This window comes from Neptuniibacter marinus (assembly GCF_965223595.1).
Classification (GTDB): Bacteria; Pseudomonadota; Gammaproteobacteria; order Pseudomonadales; family Balneatricaceae; genus Neptuniibacter; species Neptuniibacter marinus.
Genome location: NZ_OZ245004.1, coordinates 1,629,236 through 1,654,302, shown reverse-complemented (window position 1 = coordinate 1,654,302; position 25,067 = coordinate 1,629,236). Strand labels below are relative to the sequence as shown.

Sequence of the window (25,067 nt, the reverse complement as noted above, 5' to 3'; positions counted from 1 at the left end):
AAATATTCTTTTCAGTAAATTTACTTACCTAATAGGAAAGCACGATGCGTGCCAATGAATTTCCCTTTAGGAATATTTATTTCCTTTTGGGATAAGTTGTTGAATTATAAGGATCTAGTAAAAAATATTTACTTATGGGAATATAAAGTGCCTAAAATTAAAAAAAACACCCCTAACAAAAACGCCCACTTATGTAGCGTACAGCACTAGAATGGAGCAATATTTATGACAAATACTAAGGGCCATCAATTCGATCTAGATCAATATATAGGCATGAAAGTAAAGAAGGCGCGTTTAGATGAGGGTCTCAAACTAGTTGATGTCGCTAGAATATCTGGCATTAGTCAGGGAATGGTCAGTAAGATTGAAAATGCACAAGTATCAACCAGCCTAGAAACCTTAAATAAGTTATGTTCAGCTATAGGACTTTCCATCTCGAAACTGTTTAATGATTTCGATAGACCCGAAGGTGGTGCACAATTTACTAAGGCTGGATCCGGTTTAGAGGTCGTCAGACGTGGAACAGAAAAGGGACACACTTACCAACTGTTAACCTATAAAAGGGGCGGAAAAACCTCATTTGAACCTTTTATGATAACCATGGATGACCTTTCAGAGGTGTTCCCAACATTTTCCCATCCTGGTGAAGAGTTTATCTATCTAGTGAGCGGGAAATTAGTCTACCGTCACGGTAACCATCTATATGAGATGGAAGCTGGAGATAGCTTAACCTTTGACGCAGAGATACCACACGGACCAGAGAAACTCGTAGAGGTCCCAATTCAACTGCTTTCAATTATCAACTATGCAGATGAATAAACAGCCTTAAATTCCATTATAAGCATAGGTTAAACATCGATATTTATCAGTGTTTAACCATTTTTAGCCCATTAAGAAAAGCTTGACTGACTCTTACCCCCTCATAAGCAAGTAATATATAACCGCTCAGGCTTTTATATTCTATACTGATGTTTATAAGCCTTATAAATGCAACTGGCTTAGTTTTTGCTTTATAAATTCACTAACGATACAACATTGAGACATAGTCTTTTTTTGACTCGTACTAAAGACCTCATTAAAAAAAGCCCCTGTTATAAAAAGGCTTCATTAGTAAAAACCATAAAGTCAGATGATATGGCAACGTTACTTTCATATTTGCCTGCCAATATAATGACTTAGTAATGTACGTTCAGTTTAGGAGCATTAAGGAATGGCAATTCGGGTAGCTTTAAATCATAAAACCAAATATAAATTTGATCGTAGAGTAAACCTATTCCCCCATGTTCTACGTCTGCGGCCAGCCCCGCATTCCCGTACCCATATTCATGGTTATTCGCTTAAAGTTGAACCTGAAGGCCACTTTTTAAACTGGCAACAAGACCCTTTTGGGAACTACCAAGCACGTTTAGTCTTCCCAGAAAAAGCCGATGAGTTTAGCATTGAAGTTGAAGTCATCGCCGACATGACAGTGATCAATCCGTTTGATTTCTTTGTTGAAGAATATGCAGAAAAATTCCCTTTTAAGTATGACAAGCAACTTAAAAAAGAGCTGAAGCCTTACCGAGAATGTACAGAAGAAAGCCCATTATTAGATAAATGGGTTAAAAAAATAAGTCTAGAACCTACTCCCACCAATGACTTCCTTGTTGCACTTAATCAAAGTCTAGAAAAAGAGATTGATTACGGTATCCGCATGGAGCCCGGCGTTCAAACCTGCGAAGAAACCTTAACGAAAAAGAAAGGTTCTTGCCGTGATACCGCATGGCTAATGGTACAAGTGTTACGTAAAATAGGATTAGCCGCACGATTTACATCCGGTTACCTTGTCCAACTCAAACCTGATGTTAAGCCACTTGACGGCCCTGCTGGTGCTGAAGAAGATTTCACCGATCTTCATGCATGGTGTGAAGTTTATATACCCGGCGCAGGTTGGATAGGCCTAGATCCAACTTCTGGCTTATTCGCAGGTGAAGGCCATATTCCACTTGCCTGCACACCGGACCCTGTTTCAGCCGCCCCCGTTACCGGCGCTACTAGCAAATGTGAAGTAGAGTTCGAATTTGAAAACTCAGTCACCCGTATTGTTGAAGACCCGCGCGTCACAAAACCTTACAGCGATGGGCAGTGGCAAGATATTATGCAGCTCGGCCACACTGTGGACGAACAGCTAAATGAACAAGATGTCCGCTTAACCATGGGTGGCGAACCTACCTTTGTCTCAGTTGACGATATGGAATCGCCGCAGTGGAATACCGAAGCATTAGGTGATGACAAACTTAGCTTAGCCAAAAACCTTTTATTACGTTTACGCGAGGAATACGCGCCCGGTGGCTTGTTACATTATGGACAAGGAAAATGGTATCCCGGCGAAGAGATCCCTCGCTGGGCACTGGGTTGTTTCTGGCGAGAAGATGGCGAACCCTTATGGCATGACCCTTCCCTACTCGCACGGGTAGATAAAGATTACGGTCATAATATAGATACCGCCAAGCAATTTTTTAAGCACCTTTCTAGTAATTTGAAGCTAGAAGATAAGTTTATGCAGCCCGCTTATGAAGACGCTATTTACTATCTTTGGAAAGAACAGAACTTACCGGACAATATAGATCCTATCAAAGGCGATTTTGACGGCGATTTAGAACGTAAACGTATCGCCCAGCTGATGCAACGGGGGTTAAGTACAGCAACAGGCTTTATTTTGCCCCTAGCTTGGGATTATTTTAATTCTGGTTGGCGCTCAAGCCTTTGGCCCATGCGTCGCGACCAGATTATTTTGATACCAGGCGATTCTCCTTTAGGCTTCAGGTTGCCGCTTGATTCCCTACCTGATCGAACCGAAGAAGAGCAGCAGGTACAACCCGAATCTGATCCATTTGAACTTGTACGACCACTTCCAACAAGAGATGGTCATGCAGAAATTGTTGAGCAAATTGCGCCTGAACGCCCAACCGCATTAAGCCAAACCTCACAAACAGAAGTGATTAGAACGGCTTTAAGTATCGAGCCTCGTGACGGTAAGCTTTATCTTTTTATGCCACCTGTTTCATACCTAGAACACTATATTTTACTTATCTCGAGCATCGAAAAAACAGCGAAGGAACTAGGTATACCCGTTGTGCTTGAAGGCTACGAGCCACCGAAAGATCACCGTTTGAAAAAGCTATTGGTTACGCCAGACCCTGGTGTTATTGAGGTTAATATTCACCCCGCTTATAGCTGGGAAGAGTTAGTTGACAATACCAGTCGCCTTTACCAAGCCGCCCATGAATGTCGCTTAGGTACAGAAAAATTCATGCTTGATGGTCGTCATACTGGCACCGGCGGCGGTAATCACATTACCATTGGCGGTAATACCCCTGCCGATAGTCCCCTACTCCGTAGACCTGATTTATTACGTAGTATTATCACCTATTGGCAGCATCATCCAGGCCTATCTTACGTATTCTCAGGCATGTTTATTGGCCCGACCAGCCAAGCACCCCGTGTTGATGAAGCACGTGATGAGATGCTTTATGAGCTAGAAATCGCCTTTAGTCAGATGCCTGAAGGGATTATTGATCAACCTTGGTTAGTGGATAGAATCCTACGTAACCTCCTTGTTGATATGACGGGTAACACCCATCGTGCAGAGTTCTGTATCGATAAACTTTACGCGCCTGGCACCGCGAGCGGTCGTCAAGGTATCCTTGAGTTCCGTGGTTTCGAAATGCCACCTCACTCACGAATGGCCTTAGTACAAGCCCTCCTCATTCGCAGCCTAATCGCCCGTTTCTGGGATGAGCCTTACCACAAACCATTAGCCCGCTGGGGTACAGGACTGCATGATAAATTTATGCTGCCGCACTTTGCATGGTCCGACCTCAAAGATGTAGTTAACGATCTACAAGCCCACGGCCTACCTTTCCAACTAGATTGGTTAGCACCCTTTGAAGAGTTCCGTTATCCACATTATGGTCGTGTGCAGATTGATAACGTTGCCTTGGAACTGCGCTGGGCGATCGAGCCTTGGCATGTACTCGGTGAAGAGATCAGCAGTTTTGGCACATCCCGTTATGTAGACTCATCAGTTGAACGCTTACAAGTTAAACTAACGGGCTTAGATGAAAGTCGTTATGCCCTAACCTGTAACGGTCACCGAGTGCCACTGCACAATACTGGCCGTAATGGTGAATACGTTGCTGGTGTTAGATATAGAGCTTGGCAACCACCTTCAGCACTGCATCCAACGATAGGTGTACATGCTCCTCTTACCTTTGACTTAATTGATACATGGAATGGCCACAGCATTGGTGGTTGCGTCTATCATGTTAGTCACCAAGGGGGGAGAAGTTATGACACCTACCCTGTTAACAGCCACGAAGCTGAATCTCGTCGTGTAAATCGCTACGATGAATTTGGTCATACACCGGGTAGCATAACAGGAACCACAGGTGCTCAAGTCGTACGAGAGTTTGGTCCTGATCACTCCAAACCAAAACCAGCACCTATAGGGGATGAAATATTCACTAAAGAATATCCATACACTCTTGATTTAAGGTGTGTTGATTCTGGGCGTTATTCTCCAACTTAATATCAGCACAGATATACATTAACCACACCTCAGTTGAGGTGTGGTTAATTAATACATCTACAAATTTAACGCACCGTAAAAAGCCAAATAGCCACAAGAATAGCTAGAAATATAGTTTCAGAAACCATCAACACAATCGGTTTCCAACCCATTAATGAAAGCTCTTTAAAGGATGCTTTCATGCCTAGGCCCACCATCGCGATAATTAAACACCAACGTGATAACTCAGTCATACCCTCTAAAACCAAAGAAGGTATATAGCCTGCACTATTGATCACCACAATAATCATAAACGCGATCAAAAATCCAGGTAATGGAAGGGATGAAGCGCCCTCTTTTTTAGCAACCCCGCTTCGAGCAAACATCAATGAAATAACAATAACCACAGGAACAAGCAGAGCAACACGCAGTAACTTAGTAAAGGTCGCTACATCACCAACATCGTCAGACATCATATAACCAGCCCCCACCACTTGCGCAACATCATGGATAGTTGCACCGAGGAAAATCCCACTTTCATCGGTTGTAAACCCAAGCTTAGTTACCAGTAATGGATAAGCGATCATTGTGATCGTACTTAAAGCAGTTACACAAATAACAGTGAAAATCAGATTACGCTCTGATTCTTCATCATCCGGTAACACAGCAGATACAGCCAATGCTGCGGATGCACCACAAATACCTACAGAAGCACCCGATAAAATACTTTGAGACTTACCTAATTTGAGCCAGCGCCCACACACAACAGCAAAAAGAATCGTTGAAGGAACGCCCACTAAAACAATGGCAATGGGTGTTAAACCTAGCCCTAATAGTTCCTCAAAGGTAATCCTTGCACCTAACAGAGCAATCCCGAATCTTAATACTGACTTAGCTGAAAACTGAATGCCCGATACACAGCGCCCTTCCAATGATAAGTAGTTCAAGGACATACCAATCAACAGTGCGTAAAGAATAGTTGGGCCACCATAGTGTTCAGATACAAAAGTAGCAGCCATTCCTACAACTATACAAAGCACAAAACCGGGAATCATTTGACTAAACCCGGCCATTCGACCTCCATTAAAAAAAGGCGCTTTTTTTCCGATGTGGGACATCGCATTCTCCAACATATATACAAGGTCATGGGATAACGATCTCCCTCCCACGAAGTATTTCGCAGAAGCCGTAAGTTACCACTACAGATAAGTAATTAAGAATCGTTCACATAGACCTGTTTAAGCTTAAACAAGTGTTTGGTTTAAGTGAAGATGATGGAGAAGATTTATAACAAAAAAATCTATCATTAATACAATTTATTATTACTAAATAGATACAACGCCCAAGAGAAACTAAATAGAGATTCCAACGCTATATGTCTAACAGTGACTATATAATTCAATGAAAAATAGATTGAATCTGAGGTAATCGCTCCTCTTTTCTGGTTTAATTAATCCCTGCGATAGTCTTCTTAAAGGTAGGAAATAATGGCTTACGAGCTATCAGGTAAAGTTAAATTAATTCAAGACCCTCAAACATTTAACAGCGGTTTTACTAAGCGCGAAATGGTCGTCATCGTTGAAGATGGTAAGTACCCGCAGGAGATTAATCTTGAATTTGTTCAAGACAAGGTGAGCTTACTCGACAACCTCCAAGTGGGTCAGGATGTCACAGTTACTTTTGATATTCGTGGCCGGGAATATAACGGCCGTTACTTCAACAACCTCCAAGCCTGGAAAGTTGAAACAGGCTCCTCTATTAATAGCCATATGAATCAAGAACAGCCTCCACTGGACAACTATGCGCCAGAAGCAGCATCATTCGATGATGATATTCCGTTTTAAACCCAGCCAAAAATACAAGCGATCAACATCCTAAATAAATCGAGCTCTCCATTAATACCTATATGCTCCGCGTCTGCTTGGTTATAGGGGGAGCTCCCTATAAATGGAATGGGGTATAAACAAAAAACCAGCAGTTACGCTGGTTTCTATAAGCTTTTTAGTGGTTACAAACAGGTAATCACATGCAACGGAATTAACTTAATGGCTGTGAGGCTTCAAATCATAATGTTTGTGCGGGTTATCATGGTTAGCATCAAACCACTGCAATGCATTCTTATGCGCAGTACCAACCTGCTTTTCTGTTAAGTGATGTGCCACAATCGAACGCATATAATGTGCACCTACATGTCCATTGGCTGCTGACAAATCAAACCATTTATACGCTTCCATCGCATCTTTTTTCACCCCTAGTCCATAATAATACTGATGGCCTAAATAATACTGTGCATTCCTATCCCAACCGTTTGCCGATTTGTGGAACATAGCTAACGCCGCCTCATAGTCCGGCTGTCCATCAATACCAATAAAGTCCAGCATAGCTAACGCGTATTGTGCTTCAGCATGTCCAGCGTTCGCTGCTTTTTTATACCACTGCTTTGCCACAACGGGGTTCGCTTTTTCACCCCGTCCATTCAGGTATAAATTCCCTAAATAGAACTGCGCATTAACATGCCCCTTTTCAGCGACACGCAGGAGCCACTTTTTCGCTTTTTGATAATCCTTTTCTACACCTTCACCCGATGAAAAAATAATGCCCAAGTTATAAGCCGCCTGCATATTATCTTTTTCAGCTGCTCGCTCGAACCAATTGGCCGCTTTACTAATATCTTTCGTTACGCCCTGCCCATTCACATACAGGGTGGCTAAACTCACTTGGGATTCTATATGTCCGGCACTGGCAGCTTGCGAAAACCACTTAAACGCCAAAGTAAGGTCTCGTTTAGCACCTGCCCCCATGTAAAAGATATAACCTAAATTATGAGCAGCCTCTACATGACCTGACTCTGCGGCAGTATTAAACAATTTAATCGCTTTAGCGGGATTAGCAACACCCAGCTTTCCAGAATAATAAATCGCTCCTAAATTATACTGAGCATCACTATTACCTGTTTCAGCGAGCGGCTCTAATAACTCAACAGCCGTTTTAAAGTCACCCTCAGAAGCTTTCTTGAGCCCATTTTCAAGCGGCGACGCTAAAGCGCTGTTGATACTGACGATCAGCGTTAATAAAAGTGTTACCCATCGCATCTCGATTACCTATTCTACATTCAAGTAATAAAATATTTCCCATTAAAAAGCCCGGCACTTAACCGGGCTTAATACGGTTTAAGTGTGCGGTATCAGAACCGCCAATTACCAACAACTTGACCTTGATAACTCTCATACTCATCTGCAAACGCAGTATCAAGTAACAACGAAAGCGTAAAGTTATCAGAGCGCTGAATATCGAGTCCAAGGCCTATACTATAAACATTGCGATGAATATCTTGACCCTCTGAGATAAAGTTACCACCACCGCCAATAAAGGATGTCACAGTATTAATACCACTGTTATTCAATGCGTGACGTAAACCAAACTGGACAGAAGGCGTTACTTCAGCCCCACTATCTAACACTAGGTCTTTGCTAATTCTAGCACCTAATAATACCCAGCCTCGATCTACATCCTGCTCTTCAACATTTAAGGACATCACACCCGCCCCTGTTTCGGTATAACCATCTAGGGTCATGTAAGAGTATTCAAGACCCGCATAAGGGGTAATAGTGATACCAGACGTGTACTCAAGGGGCATACCAGCCGTCACACGCAAGGCGTACATATCACCGGAAAAGTCACCACTCGCGATGCCTGACACGCCGGTATCCCGTTGTGTTTCATAATCCTGATAGGCATACGCTAACATTGACTCTAGGTACCACTTACCAAAATCACGTGAGGCATAAGCCGTAAATTGCCACGTTTCTATATCTGAGCCATCACCGTCGCGGTAATCGCCAAGTTCCACATCTGTATTGGCATAGGTAAATGCCCCCCCTAAAACCCAATCATTTTCCAATAAGGTATCACCACCCGCAGCAATACCATGGATATCACTTCCGTAACCAGCATAACCATCGTTACCACCTTGATGGGCCGACGCGCCAAACGCTTTTAACCACATCGATTGACGGTAGTGCTCATCACCTGCTGACAGACCGGTTTCGGCATCATAATTTAGTGCGGTCGTTGAAAAACTTTGAGAACGAAGGGAATTTAACCTAACCTGCACCGTATCAAGCGCACCCGTTATTGTTTGGGTAGCAGCCTGACTTAAGGCCGCACCTGTTTCAGGTGACACTTTTTTTACTGCTGCTTGCCTATCATTATCAGACAAAGCTGCCATATCAGCAATGATTGTAGCCATTTCACCGGTCACATTACCATTTAGCTGGTCTAGCATCTCACCCGTACCCGTTGTATTATCGGTTGATACCGGCTCAAAGACCTCCGTTGGTCCAACGACTACAACCTGTGATTGGTCAATCAAACCAGCACCGGTTCCATTAAAGGTCTGGCCTACGAGGTAAATACGGTAACCTTCTAAGGTAAAATCACCCTGCACAGCGGCAAAAGACCATTCCTGATCTGCTGGAAATGTTCCACCAAGATCAAGTGCATCTAAGGTTGGGTCATTAACATAGAGGTTCGACACATCTTGAGTCGTTCCTGCTAGCGGGTCGTCATATGAGAAGGTTTGAGTATAAGTACCGATCGTGATGGTCATCACATCACCTGCATCCCAATCCCCACCAAAATTAACCGTGACCGTTCCATCAACACCGCCACCTTCATAGGTTTTCTGTGTAATAGTTATTCCGGTACCAGTGGTAAGATTAATAGGCGTATTAATAACATTCTGTGTAAACAGATGGCCGGCATTAGCCTGCATACTTACCAACAACACAACCAGTGTCAAAAAACGTCTAATGAGAGACATATCGTTCCTTTTAAAAACTTAAAGATACTCATCAGTATAGCCACTGCTGATTCAACAGCAAGGATTTAGATTCAAACGGGAGAATAAACAGAAAATAAAGATACAATGTTTAAAAAAAGGTCAATTAATAGACAATAATTCAAGATTAATAACACCTGAACACACCATAGGTACTGGAAGCTTATAACAACCTTCATAAAAAAACATACAGACTTAATACTATTTTTTTGTTTTAAAAATCAAAGCTCACTAAACAGAAAAAACCTTATTATTGACCAATAACGGAGCGCTTACTCCTTCGCCACTCCCCCTTTCCTTCCCTTAAAAACGATTACCTAACCTAACCTGATCTATTTATAATATGCTTCGCCGCTCGTATGGCTAATGCTTGAATAGTAAGGCTCGGCGATTCTCCCCCACCGGAGCTAGGGAACACACTTGCATCAACAAGATAAAGATTAGCCCAGCGGTGACTCTGGCAAAAACGGTTAACCACCGAGCGTCCTCTATCATTACCCATTCGACATGTCCCAAAAACGTGAGTCGAACTGAATATGTCGTAGGAACTAAACTCCTCAAAAATCTCACCTCCACCCGCTGCACTAAGGACCTCTCTACATTTGTCTGACATAAACGCGATGCGATTAATGGCTTCCTCGTCTAGGTAACTACTAATAACTGGTAACGGCATTCCCGACTCATCTTTATCTATGGATAAGCTTACAAAAGATTTTTCATGGGGGAGGCTTTCACAAATACCCGACACCGACAAAACAGAGCCAAATAAGGCTCTCATTTTCTTTTTATGATCAAGCCCCCAACCGTCTACTACGCGTGTTGCATACGCGCGCGGGCCAAGCAAGTCAGACTCAGCAACCGATGTGCTAAATCGACATCCACCAATCACACCGGGGATAGCATCAGGGTCATTAAAATCCCAACAGATAGCGTCAACCGCGGTCCCTTTATAGCTACCCAGCGCTTGTGGATAAAAACAGCTACTCGTCCAAAGAAGCGTCTCCATAAAGTTTTTTCCGACTTGCCCAGACTCATTACATAACCCATCGGGCGATTGAGCACTCTTTGACGCAAGTAACAAACGTGGTGTCTCAATTGCACCGCCAGCAACCACTAATAAATCACACCGGAGGTGCATCTCTTTCCCTTCGTGTACCAACTGAACACCCGTGACTTTATCCTTATCTCCCGTTTCAATTCTTTTGACCGATACATTGGGCACAACCGTACAAAACCCGGTCGCTACAGCGTGTTTAATATAGGTAAGGTCAACAGTGCCTTTGTCCATCCGTGAACAACCTTTCAAACAACAACCACAATAATTACATGAAGGACGCCCATCCGTTGGTGTCGACAAAATCGCTAATGAATTATGTTCTAGATTAAGACCTAATTGATTAAAACCTCGACTCAAAATCTGGCTATGTGCACACAGCGGGTGGGCTTTTTGCGGAAATGGCGTACTGCGCCAACGCGATCGAGGTGGGTGAGCAGAATTCCCGGCAACCCCCATCACCTCTTCAGCCTGCGCATAAAAGGGTTCCAGCTCCTCATAGGTCAAAGGCCAATCAGCTGCCACACCAAACCGGCTATGCATTTTCATGGCATGTGGATTCATTCGATGGGCTTCAGCACTATAATGCAGCGAACTCCCCCCTATCCCTTGAACACGATGATAACCAAAGGATATACGTTCATTACTGGTATTTAACAGTCCACGAAGGTGATTCCACGATCTCAGCCCTTTATACTGTTTTTTTAATGGTTGATGGGAGGCAAACTGAACAGCAGGGCTTTTATATTTAGCGGGAAAGCTATCCTCCCAGTGCTGAGTTGTTAATTTAAAATCCACCTCAGGCGCATAAGCAGGCCCAGCATCTAAAACTAAAACCTTTATATTTTCCTGTGCCAACGCCCAAGCCATCGCACCACCGCCAGCACCGGCCCCTACAATGACGACATCATAATCTTCGTGTAAAAAGCCCATTAGCCGATCTCTTGAAAATCAGGATAACCATAGGGCTGAGGAGGCGACTCGATCATGCCCTTCCAGCTTTCCGGTTGAGTGTAGTAAATAAATAGTGCATCATTTTTAATTCGACTAAAAAATAGTTGAACAATACTCGGCGCATCTGGTGTTGACGCTAGGTAGGTCACACGTTCCTGCTCCCTTGTACTAAGCGCCGCATAAGGCTTCATAAAATAGGTCACAGACTGCCGGTCCAACCACGCCAATCCTTGCTGCAATAAAACAATGTAGTTCTCAATTCGATACCCATGCGCAATAATTTTTGTATGGGTATTCAGTTCGCTCGCAGAGGGTGTCTCATCTTTAGGTATAAGAACATCAAGAAAAGCAGACAATGTTTCGCTATTCACCCCCACTTTATCTAATGAGGCTGAAGCCGTTCTAATTTGAAACACTAAAGGTGCGATCACTGCCGCTTCACACAAAAGCCCTAAGAACCTTCGCCTATACATAGCTCACTCTTGTAAAATTAATTTAAGAAGGGGAACATCCATGTAGGGAAGCCACCCTAAAAAGGACGCGTTAGCCAATGCAATACACTTCAGCCTTAATAAAGTTAACCCTTATCCTAACACTGACGTTAACAGCCTGCTCCTACAATACCTATCCAACAGCAGAAACGTTAGCCGCCACTAAACACTGGGTGGCAGTAGATATAACAACATCACAATTCACGCTTCGGAGCTATCAACCCGCCGACAAAGTAAAATCTGACCTGTTAACCATCTATATAGAAGGTGATGGTTTCGCTTGGTCATCCCGAACAAAACCCTCATCAGATCCGACACCTAAAAATCCAGTTGCGCTGAAGCTAGCACTTGCCGCACATGAAAATGATAGCCTTTACCTAGCGAGACCCTGTCAATATATCCCAACACAAGCTCATTGCAATAACCGCTACTGGACCTCAGCAAGGTACGCTGAAGAGGTTATTCAAGCAATGAGTCAAGCCATAGATAAAGCGGTTCAAAACGCTGAGGCTAAACACATCAACCTCATCGGTTTTTCAGGAGGTGGAACGGTGGCGACACTGATCGCACTCAGAAGGAATGATATCAATAAAGTCATCACCCTTTCAGCAAACCTCGACCATACAGAGTGGTCCCATTACCATCATGTCTCACCGCTAGCGGACTCTCTGAATCCAACCCATTACATCAATCAGCTTTCACAGATCGAGCAACATCACTTTGTCGGTGCCAAGGATAAAAATACGCCGCCAATTTTATTACAAAAATTTCACGACAAGTTTCGCCATTTAAAACATAAGGTTTCTATCTATGTCATCGATGGCGCTACACATAGCTGCTGCTGGGAAAAGCAGTGGGTAGAACGACTAGAAGCGGTAAAAACGACCACACATTAACACTCGTTATTAGAGCGATGGTGTGCTTGTGTTAGAGATAACTGGAAGTAAAGTCGCCCTTTCTGCGACGGTCTTAGAGTCTTACCATCCCTCTGAGAGGGTTGTAAAGTACACTAACCAACGCCCCATGTTTAACTGAAGATGGCCCTTCATGTTGAGGAATAGTGGGGCATTGGCTAGATGTTAAATGTCGCTAAACGCTCTAGCGTTTAGGTCGTGGCGGCTCAGGCAGTTCAGACTTACTTAATGTGTCATTACCATCCGTATCGAACTTGTCAAAACCATCTAAAAGAGGCCCCTTCAGTTCATCTTTGCTTAATTCACCATCGCCATTAATATCAAGCTCCTCAAAGGACGGTGGTGCCGGACGATCGCCCTTTGCATGCGCAGGTAAGATACTTGCTGACATAATAACCGTCGCTAACAAAAGTGCCGATTTTTTCATAACAAACCCTCTCTATCTTTTTTAGATAATCAAACATTAAAGAGTGCTATGCAACGCAACCGCCCCATATAAATCACTCAGGTTTAAACTCGATCTCAAACTACGTATCTGCGTAAAACGGCTACCCACATACGTTTAATCATTCGATTGTGCTAGCTGCTGGCCTAAACTCCTGACCACGTCCTACCACCTTAGTGTGCATCAATATCAACCACGACATACACCGCCTTACCATTCACCTTAGACGGCATAAAAAACTGTCCATTCAGCGTAAAATACTGCACACCGTTGACCTTTTTAGCGTAGGCCCCATCAGGAAGACTCTCTAAAACACTCCCCCGTTGATAGATTGCTGGCCCTGAAACCGCTAACTCAACCACTTGGTACTCACGCACCTCAGGCACCCAACGGTAAACAATATCGCCATGCCGGAAATAGTCCTTACCCCCTCGCTTAACAAGCACGGCCCCCTTGGGTAGGTGACGTAAACCTGGGGCTTTATCAACCACCACATAATGCTCACCCGCCTTACGGTAATAGACTCCATCGGATAACCAGTACTTAACCCCCTCCACCACCACCAAATGAGCGGCTGTAGCGGGCAGGAAATCAACAGGACCATGAGGTCGCTGATGATGAGCACCTGGCGCGGCATTAACAGCCCCAGCATTCGTGATCAAAATACTTACAACAACAAAGCCAAAAAATGCCTGTTTCATGCGCCTATCTCCTATTCGATTGACAACGCTATAGTGAAACAGAGGCAGGTAAACTTGGATTATGGAAAGGTAAAGTTAGGTAAAATCAAAACAGAGAGGTAAAGAGGTAATCCACACCCTCGCAGACACAGAGAAAGTAGGAATAAAACCGCTATTATAGGGTTAGTGAATCAACCGCCCACAACAACAGGATCTGTTGGCATGCTGGGCGATAGGCAGGTTAAGCCTTATGATGGTTAGGCCCTATATCATTAGAATAAAGAAAACAGCTAGGTCGTTAAGTAAGGCACACAGATACAAAAACGCCCCGCCAGCAAACCAAAGTTGCGGGCAGGGCGTTGGAATCTAGCACGGCTAACTAATCAGTCATTATGGCTGTTTAGTCGTACGTAGGTAAGGTAGTTTTATATCAACATCACCAAATTTTGCTTTCGCCTCGTCATCATTTAAAGACAACCCAACAATAACATCCTGCCCTACTTCCCAGTTAGCAGGCGTTGCGATCGGTGCTCCAGCGGTTGCTTGTAATGCATCCAACGCACGTAGAACCTCGGCAAAGTTACGGCCAACAGACATTGGGTAGGTCATCGACAGCTGCAGTTTTTTATCTGGGCTGAAGATAAATACTACACGTACACTAGCGGAGTCTGCGGCAGTGCGGCCATCTGGCAAGTAAGCATCGGCCGGTAGCATATCCAGTGCCTTGGCAACCGCCATATCCTCGTCAGCAATAATTGGGAATTTTGCTGGCGCGCCTGAATATTTCTCTATATCTGACTTCCATTCAACATGCTCATCAACACCGTCAACAGACAGGCCAATCACTTTAGTACCACGCTTTTCCCACTCAGCCGCCAGCTGCGCGACTGCACCGAATTCAGTGGTACAAACAGGTGTGAAGTCTTTCGGGTGACTGAACAGGATAGCCCAGCTATCACCGATAAAATCATGCAGTTTGAAGTCGCCTAGATCGGTTTTCAAATCGAGGTTAGGTACAATGTCATTGATTCGAAGTGCCATCTTTCATTTCTCCAGTTATCTTACTTTCGTTATCTTACTTTCGTTTTGGAAATTTAGTTTAGTGAGCATTGCTGCTCTTGCTTAATAACATAATACTATAAGCTTATAACCAAATAAAATTTATACTAACAATAGGCTTCATAGCAGAAATTTATGGCATGATTGCCATCTATCCTTACAACCTCTCATCAAACGAGGCTTTTAATCTTTATCACCGCTCTTCAACCGCTGCCAAGCAGCAAACGTACTGATAAATATCTCACCGCTCAGATGCTCCGGAAACTCAACCCGCTCCAAACGATCCATAACCGGCCCTTTAACTTCGGCCAAGTGCAATTTAATGCCGGTATCCTTCAGGCGCGCATTGATCGATTCCAAACTATCCAATGCTGAAGCATCGATCAGATTGACCGCCTGACAACTGATCACTAAATGCTGAAGTTCTGGGTTTTGGCTAACCAGCGCCTGTATCTGATCCTCCAAATAACGGGCGTTGGCAAAATAGAGACTCTCATCCACCCGAATAATCAACAGATTAGGACTAGTTTCTACTAAGTGTCGCTCTATATTACGAAAATGTTCGCTGTCAGCCACCCGTCCAACTACTGCGGTATGTGGACGACTTGTGCGATAAATATGTAGCGCTAGAGACAAACCAACCCCAGCGAGAATACCCGCTTCGACCCCTTGTAACAGGGTGATCACAACCGTTAGCAACATCGCCGAGAAATCAGCTTTAGAATAGCGCCAAGTATGCTTAATAGCATGAATATCAATGAGCGACAGTACCGCAATAATAATTGTCGCCGCCAACGTGGCAATCGGTAACGTCTGCAATAAGGGCGTAAACCAAAGAATAACCACTAAAATGCCCAAGGCAGTAAATGCCCCAGCCGCAGGGGTTCGCGCACCCGCATCAAAATTTACCACCGAGCGAGAAAAACCACCCGTTACCGGCATACCCGTGCTGACCGCAGCGCCAAGATTGGCACAACCAAGGCCAATTAACTCCTGATCTGGATCGATACGTTCACGACGCTTTGCCGCCAACGTCTGCCCTACTGACACCGACTCGACAAAACCAACAATACTAATCAGCAAAGCACCAACCCACAGTTGCTGCCAAAGGCCGACATCCGTAGACGGCATCGCTAAAGGCGGTAAGCCTGCAGGCACTTCACCGACAACGGCAACCCCCAGCTCGACTAAACCAAACTGAGCGGCTATCCAAGTCGTTACCACAACCGCCAAAATGGGGGCCAAGCGGCCTACACTACCAGTGATTGATCGACTGAAACCCAACCGAGCCAGAAGCTTACCCAGCCAGCGTCTAGTTGCATAAAGAAAGAGTAAAGTTCCACTACCCATCAACAGCGTTGCCAAATTCAATTGTGGCAACGCTTGAATCAAAGCCATCAGCAGTTCGGGCAGATTGTGGCCACTCACCGAAACGCCCAATATATGTTTGAGCTGGCTAAGAGAGATAATCACCGCAGAAGCCGTGATAAAACCAGAAATAACCGGATGACTTAGAAAGTTGGCCAAAAAACCCAGACGAAATAGCCCCATCAGCGTCAGCATAATACCGGAGATAAATGTAAGCAGGATAACGGTTGCTAGATAAGCCTCACCGTCGGGAGAAACAATATTACCGGCCGTGGTCACCGTCATCAGCGCAATTACCGCAACAGGGCCAACCGATAACGCACTACTTGTGCCCAACACCGCATAAATCAATAACGGGGCGATACTGGCATAAAGCCCTACTTCAGGTGGCAATCCCGCCAGCATGGCATAAGCCAATGACTGAGGGACAAGCATCACGGTTACAATCACAGCCGCCATCAGATCCTGATTAAAAATCGCCAAGCGGTAATTTGGCAACCATGTCAAAATCGGGAGATATTTTTTAATATTCACTGCCCACCTATTCCCTTAACGCCCTATTCTCTTAACCTCTAACGCACTTTACTCCCTATTCAAGGCCTAGTCTCAGAGGTCAGCATTGAATAAAGCTATCCTTCTCTGCATGTAAATCATGACCCGCAGCATGGGCGGCCTTCAACAACTGCCCTAAATCACAGCTTTCCTGCTGCACTTGATTGTGAACCCAAAGAGATACCGCGCGGCGACCACTGCGGCAAAAACCCAAAATAGGCGTCGGCAACCTATCAATTGCGGCACCAAAGGCCTCAATCGCTTCCGTTGTATACTCACCCGGTGTCACAGGAATCTCGACCCATTCAATTCCCGCCGCTTCTGCTGCTTGGCGTAGCAGGGAGTCGTCGATATGGTCGTCCGCTTCACCTGGCTGGCGATGACAGATAATCGCGCCAAAGCCAAGGGTTTTCAGCTCTTCAATATCACTGGGATAGATCGCATGGCTGATAGAAAAGCCCGGTTCAAGTTCTTTAATATCCATAAATTCCTCGGTCTTATTTAAATAGGTTGATCGGTACTTTTAGGTACACTTGGCCATTGTCTTCTGCTGGCGGCATCTCACCCGCTCGCATATTGACCTGAACCGATGGCAGAATTAGCCTAGGCATTTCCAACGTATCATCACGCTCAGTGCGCATACGTACAAACTCATCTTCCATAATACCTTCATGGACGTGCACGTTGTGCTGACGCTGTTCCAAAACACTAGTTTCATGGCAATACTCGTCTCTATTCGGCGCCTTATAATCATGGCAAAGAAAGATTCGAGTTTCATTGGGTAAGCTGAGCACCTTCTTGATCGAACGAAACAAGGTACGTGCATCACCACCGGGAAAATCACAACGAGCCGTTCCATAATCAGGCATAAACAACGTATCACCCACAAACGCAGCATTACCGATCACATAAGTTAAACAGGCTGGAGTATGCCCTGGCGTATGCAACACATAGCCTTCAAGGTTGCCAATATTAAAACGATCACCTTCCTCAAACAGATGATCAAACTGACTACCATCATGGACAAATTCACTACCGGCATTAAATGCTTTGCCAAAAGTGTCCTGCACCACTGTAATGAAAGCACCAATACCTGTCTTACCACCTAAGGCTTGATGTAAATAAGGTGCTGCCGACAGATGATCAGCATGAACATGAGTTTCCAAAATCCACTCAACCGACAGATCGTTATCACGTACATAAGCAATGATCTCATCCGCCGAGCGCACATCGGTAGAACCACTGGCATAATCAAAATCCAACACCGAATCAATAATGGCACAAGCATTAGAGTCAGGGTCCCGTACTACATAACTAAAAGTATTCGTTGGCTCATCAAAAAAGGCTTTCACCTGAGGCACACACGGAGAAGTTTGGACTTCACTCATGGTATATCTCCTGCTTATAAATATTAGACGCACCTAATGTTAAATAAAATTGCGTCGCTTGTCTTCTTCATGCCGTTTAAATTTAACTATGACCTTAATAGCCACAGTGTATTTACTCCATTAACGCAATCTCAACAGGTTTGTGTAGCAACAAACGATGACTCAAACGTAGTAATGCCCCTAGCGTTAAAAACTGAACCACCGCAAGCCCTGCAATCCCCAACCAGTAAACCACGCCAAACGCAGTGACTATACCCCCTTGTACCCATACCAAGTGCCACCAGAACATGCCCATCACAAACAGAGCTACACCGGGACAGATCAGGCCAAAACTAACGGGATTACGCTGATCACCTATAAGATGATCAGTCAAATAACCATTAAGCTGCATCACACGATACCCCAGCAGCATAATGCCCAGCTGCAACATAAAAATGGCTGTCAAAACAACAAACAACCTGCCCTGCTCAACAGGGGTTGCAAAGTGATGACTCAAGCCATGTTGCATCCTCACCCATTCAATCCCAAGCAACGTCATAATCGGGATCAGCATCCAAATACTAGGCGTAGCCTGTTTTTGTAAACCATACTGCAACATCGCTTGCAGGCCCGATATTAAAATCAATACACCGGAGACCACGGCAATTACCAAAAACAGAATCGATAAGGTTGCTGCCAACGCCGCCACAAATGCTAAGTGCGACATAGCCGCCGGTGCGGCAAAACCAACAGACAACATGGAAAAGGTGAAAACAGCCATCAATGGAGAGAGATGATTGTGTTCTTCATGGCGATACCCACCGCTAACAAGCATCCGGCTCAAATAACGGCCATAGAGTTTGAGTGACCAAACGCCTATAGCAGTAAACGCCAACAAAGCGAAAGGAAAAAGGTATTCCACAATAGACCATAAACCGGGCACACAGAGCGCACCTAGTGCAAAACAAACATTAACAGTCATCGCAAATGTCAGCGGCTGGGCCATCAACTGCACTTCGCTGGGAGAACCCAATAATCGCTGGTAGGCTTCTGTACTGCGTGCCGCACTATATTCACGAATATTCCAGATCAGCAGCGTAAAGTGCAACAAAGCCAGCAACAACATAAAAAGGGTCGCCAAAATAGCCAGTGGGCGGACTCCAGTAGATAGCGGCGTAATACCGGTCAGTAAGGCCGACAGATGCTGCCAAGTCGGCATAGGGAAGCCCTGATGAGGTACCAACCACATTAGATACATAAAAAATGAGATAGAAAGTCCACCAGCACCCAGTGCTGCCAACCAATAGCTGGGATGCCAAGGCTGCTCAGGGTCTCGTCTTAACATCAGTAATCTCCTTATCTTTGATAATTATAAAGTGAAGGATTGCACTCGACTAACAAGCTTAGAACTAAATCATATTCTCAGCAAAAGCAGACTGAAAAGTTACAACCCTATTGTAATAACCTATTTTATATTAGAAAATACTAATATTAAATAGGTTATTACATGATATTTGCCTTAATACCAGCAGATAGCGGTAACCCTACCGATTTAGTTTTTAAAAGAGAGGACATCCGATGAAGAAATATCTAACCCCGCTATTCCTCAGTGCAATCATGTCTCTGCCACTGAGTAGCGCTCAGGCAAGCGATATTAGCGGTATCAGCCCCAAAGCCACCTATGAACTGTTACAACAAAAACCGGATGAGGTGCTGTTTATTGATGTGCGTGACCCGATTGAAATCATGTTTATTGGCTTTACCGATGAGGTGGATCTAAATATCCCCTACCTAATGGTAGATCGTAGCCAATGGGATGCTAAGAAAAACCGCTTTCGCCTTTACCAAAATCCAGATTTCGCCACTCAGGTTGAACAAGCCCTGCTTGAACGCGGCTTAGACAAACAAGCGACCGTTATCACTATGTGTCGCTCTGGTAGTGAACGAGGCCTACCAAGCGCAGAATTTCTACGCAAACACGGTTTCCCTAATGCAACCTATATGATTAACGGCTTCCAAGGTGACAGCGCTAAAGCAGGCGAAAAAACCGGCTTCCGTATCCAAAACGGCTGGCAGAACTCTGGCCTACCTTGGGGTAGCAAGCCAAACCCAGAAAAAATCTACCGCATAGATCGCTAATTTAGAATAAAAAAGGCGCAGGAAATACCTGCGCCCATAGCCACATAATTATTTTAAATTTAGTAACTTACACTTTTAATCAGCAAAACTAAGGGTAAAAGCAACCTAAACCACCTTTGCATACATAACCTATATCAAATCGTCAAACACCCTAATTGAAGGCTAGTATCAAATGATCATACTTAAAAAGCTGTAGCAGTTCTCGCACTTAGCTAATGTACTTTTCCTTACCACTCAACACATATTTTTCCAAAGTGAGCGCCAGACAACTGATATTCAAATGCTTCTTTAAGATTCTCATATTTAAAAACACGATCAACGACTGGACGTATAGAGCTACCTTCCAGTGCCTTTATATAATCAGCCTGTTGCTGCCTGCTACCCACAAGTAATCCCTGAAGCTTCACTTGTTTGAACATCAATTGAGCTGTTGGGAATACCCCCTCAAAACCTGTCAACACACCTATTAAGGAAATATTACCGCCGACCTTAACAGCGGCCGTTGATTGCTCAAGTGTGCCAGGCCCACCTAATTCAATCACATGATCTACACCATTACCTTGAGTCAGCTCCAAAACTTTTTCCGACCAATTAGGGTTCTTTGCATAGTTAATGACATGGTCAGCACCCAGCTCCTTAGCTTTCATCAACTTTTCATCTGATGATGATGTAATAAATACTTCAGCGCCATGCATTTTAGCTATCTGTATAGCCGCTAATGAAACACCACCTGTACCCAAAGTCAGTACTTTATCCCCAGCCTTAATCCCACAATCGGCAACTAAAGCTCTCCAAGCCGTTAAGCCTGCAGTAGTGATAGTCGCTGCTTCAGCATGACTCCACCCCTTAGGTGCATGGGTAAAAGCAGACTCTGAACGAGTGATATATTCAATGGCAAAGCCATCAACACCATCGCCTGGAGTTTGGCTAAAGCCTCCTGCGCTAGAAGGCACAGCGCCCTCACGCCATTGTGGAAAAAAAGTAGATACGACATTATCACCAACGCTAAACTCGCTGACCCCTGGCCCAATGGCTTCCACTACGCCAGCCCCATCGGAAAGTAAAACCCGACCATCAGCGGTAGGAAGCTGACCCGCAGCAACTAGATAGTCATGAAAATTAAGAGAGCCCGCATAAATTTTAACTCGGATTTCTCCATATTCTGGCTGAGGTGCATCTTCTACAGCATCTAAATAAATACCATCGGTACCGTCTTGCTGCTTTATTTTTATTGCTTTCATTTTAAAAACCTTCATTTAAAAAGAGTTGACCAATACCTAAAAAAGATAAAACGCTGTAGATATTAGCAAACCTGGATTGACGTCATAATTTTAATAAAGCAAGCCAATACTCAAAAAGGGCTGGCTCGCACTTGTACCGTTATAAGCGGACCAAGGCCATAAAGTAGTCTAGGCCATATCATCCTTCGCTTCTATTAAAAAGTGCTTACTTATAGACCCCTCTGTTCGGGCTTGAAGTAAAGGTGCATAATCAGGATCTTCCATAAAAGACTGTGCAGCCTCTTTAGACGGCCACTCTAAAATAATTCGAAGAGCTGCAAAATCTTCATGACCTTCAACCTGTTCATGACTAACCGTTCTAGTAAGATACTTTCCACCATACTTTGCTAAAATCGGTCCTGACTTTTCAAGATACGTAGGAATCCAATCTTCACTTGTTGGTGTTACCTCTATCACAGAGTAATAAGCCATTTCTTCTTCTCCAGTATGGTTTTAGTTTTAGGGCTAGAAGATCAAATTTTAGTTGTATCGACGACAAGCTCCGCTGATCGTTTTTTTAAGTTTCATGCCAAAAACCCTCGTTTAAACACAGACCTAAATTAGACTGAAAAACAGTATAGTTACGTGCTTAATCTAAATAAATTACCCTATATCGGATTTCATAATTCGTAATATGAATATAATTTAAGTGAAAAGCGCACCAAAAATATGCAAATAGGCGATAAACCTGATGCATATTCCTGATAATGAGAAGAAAGAGGAAAAAGAAGCAACAACGTTTTAGGCATATGACTATATGATGCGGTCCTCTCAAACACACCATGTCCACTTGGATTGGGTTCTATACTCGGTGGTAATTAACTCAGTACAGACCAATAAAAGCATGTATTAACGTACTCTACTTAATAAACAGGTATCCATACCAAGCGCCTGAAAAGCTCAATTTTGTCGAGGCCGCCTTCCCTGTAAAAAATGAACAAGCACATCAGGCAGCGTCTAGCGTTCAAGCCCTTCATTTCATGTCAGAAAGGCTGACTTGTAAATCAGTCTCTCTGGCAAGCTTTAGATTTCTACAACAACTTTACCAATCGCTTAACCACTCGTTAAGTAAGCATAGATGCTGCCCACATCGGCAAAACTAAAACGTTGCTCATCAACTAAGGCTATAGAGCACCGGCATCAACAATCCCCAATACCGCAGGTAGGTCCGGAGACAAAGGCAGATCCTCGCCTAGCTGTTTATCAAGATATCAACCGTATTGACACAGGTAGAGCAATACGAATCAGAACCTGATCGGCATTAACTGAAGGTTTAGGCATCTCTGTTGAAATGAATACAGGGTTATCTCCGTACTCTTTAGAATCATTGCTTTCATTTGGTTTTCCAATGAAGGTGTTAAGTTATGCCCTAACGATATACTTCGCAGAAAATACATAAACAACAAAAAACTGAGATTAGTTTTTAGTTTTTAGTTTTTAGTTTTTAGGTTTTATATATAATTAAATTTTAGCGCCCCCTACTTATTCCCCCAAACATCCAACCCCCCCAGCTTTTCCAAAAGGAAATCAATAAAGACCCTCACTTTAGACGTCAACATATTCGACTTGGGATATACCAGCCAGATAGCGGACAGATCTTCTACCTCATACTCCGGCAATACACGCACTAACGTCCCCTCCTGAATATCGCGATACACGCTCCACAATGAGTTCATTGAAATTCCAACACCCGATTGGGTCGCTATTCGCATACTGGCTCCGTCATCGCAGATCACACGCGCCCCCGCACCTTTTGGTGGAAAAAACCCTTTGGGTTTATCTCCTTCAGACACCAGAGATCTAGCAGGGCCATCCATAAAAACCAACATCTGATGCGATATCAAATCTTCTAACGTTTCAGGCACGCCATTGCGAGACAGGTATTCAGGGGAAGCACAGAGAATTCTCTTATCATCAGCCAATTTCCGTGCCCGTAAGTTACTATCCTCAATGGCATAGTTTCGTAGGGCAAGATCAAACCCGCCCTCTATAAGGTTTATCTGAGTATCAGACAGTTTTAACTCCAAATTAACCTCAGGGTATCTCGCAAGAAATTCAGGCAAGATCGGGGCAATATAAAGTTGGGCAAATGTACTGGATGCGGCAAAACGCAGCGTTCCTTTTATTTCAGAACTACCATGACCCAATGCTGCGCGAGCCGCGTCCTCTTGAGCAAGGATCTCCCTCGCAAAAGGCAGAAATTCTGCGCCCTCAATCGATAACGATACCTTCCGAGTCGAACGGTGTAACAAATCCGCCCCCATCTGGTTTTCTAACTTTGCTAATCGGGCGCTAGCGACAGCCGGAGCCAGGCCAAGCACTCGTCCAGCAGCACTGATATTTAACATATCCGCTGCCATAACAAAAAGCCTTATTCCTTCGGTATCCATTCTTATATCCGTCATACGAAAAGGGCTATCTATATGACTGCCTTTACCCTCCCCATGCAAGTAAAACTTAAAAGATTATATTCATAATCCGAATTCTCAACTAAATAACCCCCCATTTAATACACTTATGAGTTGCAATATAGTTCAACTCATCGAGTGAAAACTCTCAGTAATTCTGGGGCACAACTTATGTTTAGCACTGCGACAGTTAACTACCATGTCAAATCTCCCTATTCACAAGCATTTTATTTTGATACGAATGGTGACGTAGGTAAGCTTGTATCGCCTGAGCTACTCTCATCTCAAGTCCAAGTACAAGATATAAGACGTGGCGATCTAACGGTCAACTTCGAAGATAACGGTATTACTTTTGAAAGCCATACCAGCCAAATAGTAAGCTTTTCTAAAACAACCGGTTGGCAAGAAACCTATAACAATGAATTAACAACGCTATTGTCAGAGAAAATTGGCGCAACAGAAGTCATCATTTTTGACCATACAGTGCGAAGAGATAGCAAAAATGCAATCCGACGGCCCGCTCGGAATGTACACAACGATTATAGCCCCGAAGGGGCCAAGCAACGTTTAGTGGATCTTGTAGGTACTAAACGTGCGGTTGAAATATCTAAAGGCCATTATGCTTTTGTGAACCTATGGCGACCTATTGAAGGCCCAATAAAAACTGCACCCTTAGGTTTTATTCATCCTGACTCAGTCAGCCCTGATGACTGGCTGGAAATTGCATTGGTTTACCCAGATAGACAAGGCCACATACTCGGCGTCACCGCCAATCATCAACATCATTGGTTTTATATGTCTCAGATGACGCCACAGGATATCGTCATCTTCAATGTTTATGATAACCAGGGAAAACCCTATTTAGCTCACGGAGCCATGGATTTAGGTAACGAGGCAGGGACAACTCAACCGAGAATAAGCCTTGAAACCCGTACATTAATTCTTTTCTAATCAGGGAACTCCGCTG

General features: G+C 44.1%; 21 protein-coding genes. 6 read left to right on the top strand and 15 right to left on the bottom strand.

Annotation, left to right across the window (positions count from 1 at the left end; genetic code table 11):
• Window positions 1-225 precede the first annotated feature (225 nt).
• Together ACOQOE_RS07630 and ACOQOE_RS07625 are read left to right on the top strand one after the other, a co-directional pair.
• Entirely contained in the window at window positions 226-819 is a 594-nt protein-coding gene (locus ACOQOE_RS07630) for a helix-turn-helix domain-containing protein (protein ID WP_067866865.1), read from the top strand.
• Window positions 820-1,210: 391 nt separating this feature from the next.
• Complete coding sequence (locus ACOQOE_RS07625) at window positions 1,211-4,570, top strand: DUF2126 domain-containing protein (protein ID WP_420555370.1); 3,360 nt, start codon at window positions 1,211-1,213, stop codon at window positions 4,568-4,570.
• A 65-nt stretch (window positions 4,571-4,635) separates the two neighbouring features.
• Here ACOQOE_RS07625 and ACOQOE_RS07620 read toward each other — a convergent pair whose 3' ends face one another.
• Window positions 4,636-5,667 carry a YeiH family protein gene (locus ACOQOE_RS07620; RefSeq protein ID WP_420555369.1) on the bottom strand — a complete coding sequence of 344 codons (1,032 nt, stop codon included), beginning with the start codon at window positions 5,665-5,667 and terminating at the stop codon, window positions 4,636-4,638.
• A 369-nt stretch (window positions 5,668-6,036) separates the two neighbouring features.
• On the opposite strand from ACOQOE_RS07620, the gene ACOQOE_RS07615 reads away from it, so the two are divergent.
• Entirely contained in the window at window positions 6,037-6,393 is a 357-nt protein-coding gene (locus ACOQOE_RS07615) for a DUF3127 domain-containing protein (RefSeq protein ID WP_067866861.1), read from the top strand.
• A gap of 198 nt (window positions 6,394-6,591) precedes the next feature.
• Here ACOQOE_RS07615 and ACOQOE_RS07610 read toward each other — a convergent pair whose 3' ends face one another.
• The 4 genes from ACOQOE_RS07610 to ACOQOE_RS07595 all read right to left on the bottom strand — a co-directional run bounded on the left by ACOQOE_RS07610 (window position 6,592) and on the right by ACOQOE_RS07595 (window position 11,870).
• Window positions 6,592-7,641 carry an SEL1-like repeat protein gene (locus ACOQOE_RS07610; protein ID WP_067866859.1) on the bottom strand — a complete coding sequence of 350 codons (1,050 nt, stop codon included), beginning with the start codon at window positions 7,639-7,641 and terminating at the stop codon, window positions 6,592-6,594.
• Window positions 7,642-7,733: 92 nt separating this feature from the next.
• Complete coding sequence (locus ACOQOE_RS07605; RefSeq protein WP_067866857.1) at window positions 7,734-9,371, bottom strand: autotransporter outer membrane beta-barrel domain-containing protein; 1,638 nt, start codon at window positions 9,369-9,371, stop codon at window positions 7,734-7,736.
• 340 nt (window positions 9,372-9,711) lie between these two features.
• Window positions 9,712-11,376, bottom strand: a complete 1,665-nt coding sequence (locus ACOQOE_RS07600) for a GMC family oxidoreductase (RefSeq protein ID WP_067866854.1) — start codon at window positions 11,374-11,376, stop codon at window positions 9,712-9,714.
• Entirely contained in the window at window positions 11,376-11,870 is a 495-nt protein-coding gene (locus ACOQOE_RS07595; protein WP_082792411.1) for a gluconate 2-dehydrogenase subunit 3 family protein, read from the bottom strand. The genes ACOQOE_RS07600 and ACOQOE_RS07595 overlap by 1 nt, the downstream gene beginning before the upstream one ends.
• 77 nt (window positions 11,871-11,947) lie before the next feature.
• Here ACOQOE_RS07595 and ACOQOE_RS07590 point away from each other — a divergent pair, with 77 nt between their 5' ends.
• The gene (locus ACOQOE_RS07590) at window positions 11,948-12,784 is read left to right on the top strand and encodes an alpha/beta hydrolase (RefSeq protein WP_420555368.1); all 837 of its coding nucleotides are present in this window, start codon (window positions 11,948-11,950) and stop codon (window positions 12,782-12,784) included.
• Between the two features lie 202 nt (window positions 12,785-12,986).
• On the opposite strand, the gene ACOQOE_RS07585 is transcribed toward ACOQOE_RS07590, so the two are convergent.
• From ACOQOE_RS07585 to ACOQOE_RS07555, 7 genes are all read right to left on the bottom strand, one after another.
• Window positions 12,987-13,229, bottom strand: a complete 243-nt coding sequence (locus ACOQOE_RS07585; RefSeq protein WP_067866848.1) for a hypothetical protein — start codon at window positions 13,227-13,229, stop codon at window positions 12,987-12,989.
• Window positions 13,230-13,420: 191 nt separating this feature from the next.
• Window positions 13,421-13,948, bottom strand: a complete 528-nt coding sequence (locus tag ACOQOE_RS07580) for a DUF6515 family protein (protein WP_420555367.1) — start codon at window positions 13,946-13,948, stop codon at window positions 13,421-13,423.
• A 369-nt stretch (window positions 13,949-14,317) separates the two neighbouring features.
• Window positions 14,318-14,968: a peroxiredoxin gene (locus ACOQOE_RS07575; RefSeq protein WP_067866844.1), complete on the bottom strand. Its 651-nt coding sequence runs from the start codon at window positions 14,966-14,968 to the stop codon at window positions 14,318-14,320.
• Window positions 14,969-15,169: 201 nt separating this feature from the next.
• Window positions 15,170-16,888 (bottom strand): SulP family inorganic anion transporter, encoded by a 1,719-nt coding sequence (locus ACOQOE_RS07570; protein WP_067866842.1) that lies wholly within the window; start codon window positions 16,886-16,888, stop codon window positions 15,170-15,172.
• A gap of 79 nt (window positions 16,889-16,967) precedes the next feature.
• Entirely contained in the window at window positions 16,968-17,390 is a 423-nt protein-coding gene (locus tag ACOQOE_RS07565; protein ID WP_420555366.1) for a TIGR01244 family sulfur transferase, read from the bottom strand.
• A 13-nt stretch (window positions 17,391-17,403) separates the two neighbouring features.
• On the bottom strand, window positions 17,404-18,294 hold the full coding sequence (locus tag ACOQOE_RS07560; protein WP_067866839.1) for an MBL fold metallo-hydrolase: 891 nt from the start codon (window positions 18,292-18,294) through the stop codon (window positions 17,404-17,406).
• 112 nt (window positions 18,295-18,406) lie between these two features.
• On the bottom strand, window positions 18,407-19,618 hold the full coding sequence (locus tag ACOQOE_RS07555) for a TsoY family (seleno)protein (RefSeq protein WP_303518641.1): 1,212 nt from the start codon (window positions 19,616-19,618) through the stop codon (window positions 18,407-18,409).
• A 233-nt stretch (window positions 19,619-19,851) separates the two neighbouring features.
• Between ACOQOE_RS07555 and ACOQOE_RS07550 the strand changes: the two genes are divergently transcribed.
• Window positions 19,852-20,412 carry a rhodanese-like domain-containing protein gene (locus ACOQOE_RS07550; RefSeq protein WP_067866835.1) on the top strand — a complete coding sequence of 187 codons (561 nt, stop codon included), beginning with the start codon at window positions 19,852-19,854 and terminating at the stop codon, window positions 20,410-20,412.
• 227 nt (window positions 20,413-20,639) lie between these two features.
• Here ACOQOE_RS07550 and ACOQOE_RS07545 read toward each other — a convergent pair whose 3' ends face one another.
• The 3 genes from ACOQOE_RS07545 to ACOQOE_RS07535 all read right to left on the bottom strand — a co-directional run bounded on the left by ACOQOE_RS07545 (window position 20,640) and on the right by ACOQOE_RS07535 (window position 24,082).
• Window positions 20,640-21,653: a zinc-dependent alcohol dehydrogenase family protein gene (locus ACOQOE_RS07545; protein ID WP_420555365.1), complete on the bottom strand. Its 1,014-nt coding sequence runs from the start codon at window positions 21,651-21,653 to the stop codon at window positions 20,640-20,642.
• 168 nt (window positions 21,654-21,821) lie between these two features.
• Window positions 21,822-22,124, bottom strand: a complete 303-nt coding sequence (locus ACOQOE_RS07540) for a DUF1330 domain-containing protein (protein WP_067866831.1) — start codon at window positions 22,122-22,124, stop codon at window positions 21,822-21,824.
• A gap of 1,046 nt (window positions 22,125-23,170) precedes the next feature.
• On the bottom strand, window positions 23,171-24,082 hold the full coding sequence (locus ACOQOE_RS07535; RefSeq protein ID WP_339892042.1) for a LysR substrate-binding domain-containing protein: 912 nt from the start codon (window positions 24,080-24,082) through the stop codon (window positions 23,171-23,173).
• A 189-nt stretch (window positions 24,083-24,271) separates the two neighbouring features.
• Here ACOQOE_RS07535 and ACOQOE_RS07530 point away from each other — a divergent pair, with 189 nt between their 5' ends.
• Window positions 24,272-25,051, top strand: coding sequence for a CmcJ/NvfI family oxidoreductase (locus ACOQOE_RS07530; RefSeq protein WP_420555364.1), 780 nt, complete (start codon window positions 24,272-24,274; stop codon window positions 25,049-25,051).
• Window positions 25,052-25,067 lie beyond the last annotated feature (16 nt).

Excerpts from the sequence above, each read along its gene's own strand:
- ACOQOE_RS07605 (WP_067866857.1), bottom strand. The coding sequence starts at position 9,371 with ATGTCTCTCATTAGACGTTTTTTGACACTGGTTGTGTTGTTGGTAAGT.
- ACOQOE_RS07580 (WP_420555367.1), bottom strand. The coding sequence starts at position 13,948 with ATGAAACAGGCATTTTTTGGCTTTGTTGTTGTAAGTATTTTGATCACG.
- ACOQOE_RS07620 (WP_420555369.1), bottom strand. The coding sequence starts at position 5,667 with ATGTCCCACATCGGAAAAAAAGCGCCTTTTTTTAATGGAGGTCGAATG.
- ACOQOE_RS07630 (WP_067866865.1), top strand. The coding sequence starts at position 226 with ATGACAAATACTAAGGGCCATCAATTCGATCTAGATCAATATATAGGC.
- ACOQOE_RS07625 (WP_420555370.1), top strand. The coding sequence starts at position 1,211 with ATGGCAATTCGGGTAGCTTTAAATCATAAAACCAAATATAAATTTGAT.
- ACOQOE_RS07615 (WP_067866861.1), top strand. The coding sequence starts at position 6,037 with ATGGCTTACGAGCTATCAGGTAAAGTTAAATTAATTCAAGACCCTCAA.
- ACOQOE_RS07545 (WP_420555365.1), bottom strand. The coding sequence starts at position 21,653 with ATGAAAGCAATAAAAATAAAGCAGCAAGACGGTACCGATGGTATTTAT.
- ACOQOE_RS07595 (WP_082792411.1), bottom strand. The coding sequence starts at position 11,870 with ATGTATAGGCGAAGGTTCTTAGGGCTTTTGTGTGAAGCGGCAGTGATC.
- ACOQOE_RS07600 (WP_067866854.1), bottom strand. The coding sequence starts at position 11,376 with ATGGGCTTTTTACACGAAGATTATGATGTCGTCATTGTAGGGGCCGGT.
- ACOQOE_RS07610 (WP_067866859.1), bottom strand. The coding sequence starts at position 7,641 with ATGCGATGGGTAACACTTTTATTAACGCTGATCGTCAGTATCAACAGC.
- ACOQOE_RS07550 (WP_067866835.1), top strand. The coding sequence starts at position 19,852 with ATGAAGAAATATCTAACCCCGCTATTCCTCAGTGCAATCATGTCTCTG.
- ACOQOE_RS07535 (WP_339892042.1), bottom strand. The coding sequence starts at position 24,082 with ATGGATACCGAAGGAATAAGGCTTTTTGTTATGGCAGCGGATATGTTA.
- ACOQOE_RS07530 (WP_420555364.1), top strand. The coding sequence starts at position 24,272 with ATGTTTAGCACTGCGACAGTTAACTACCATGTCAAATCTCCCTATTCA.
- ACOQOE_RS07540 (WP_067866831.1), bottom strand. The coding sequence starts at position 22,124 with ATGGCTTATTACTCTGTGATAGAGGTAACACCAACAAGTGAAGATTGG.
- ACOQOE_RS07590 (WP_420555368.1), top strand. The coding sequence starts at position 11,948 with ATGCAATACACTTCAGCCTTAATAAAGTTAACCCTTATCCTAACACTG.
- ACOQOE_RS07585 (WP_067866848.1), bottom strand. The coding sequence starts at position 13,229 with ATGAAAAAATCGGCACTTTTGTTAGCGACGGTTATTATGTCAGCAAGT.
- ACOQOE_RS07565 (WP_420555366.1), bottom strand. The coding sequence starts at position 17,390 with ATGGATATTAAAGAACTTGAACCGGGCTTTTCTATCAGCCATGCGATC.
- ACOQOE_RS07555 (WP_303518641.1), bottom strand. The coding sequence starts at position 19,618 with ATGTTAAGACGAGACCCTGAGCAGCCTTGGCATCCCAGCTATTGGTTG.
- ACOQOE_RS07560 (WP_067866839.1), bottom strand. The coding sequence starts at position 18,294 with ATGAGTGAAGTCCAAACTTCTCCGTGTGTGCCTCAGGTGAAAGCCTTT.
- ACOQOE_RS07575 (WP_067866844.1), bottom strand. The coding sequence starts at position 14,968 with ATGGCACTTCGAATCAATGACATTGTACCTAACCTCGATTTGAAAACC.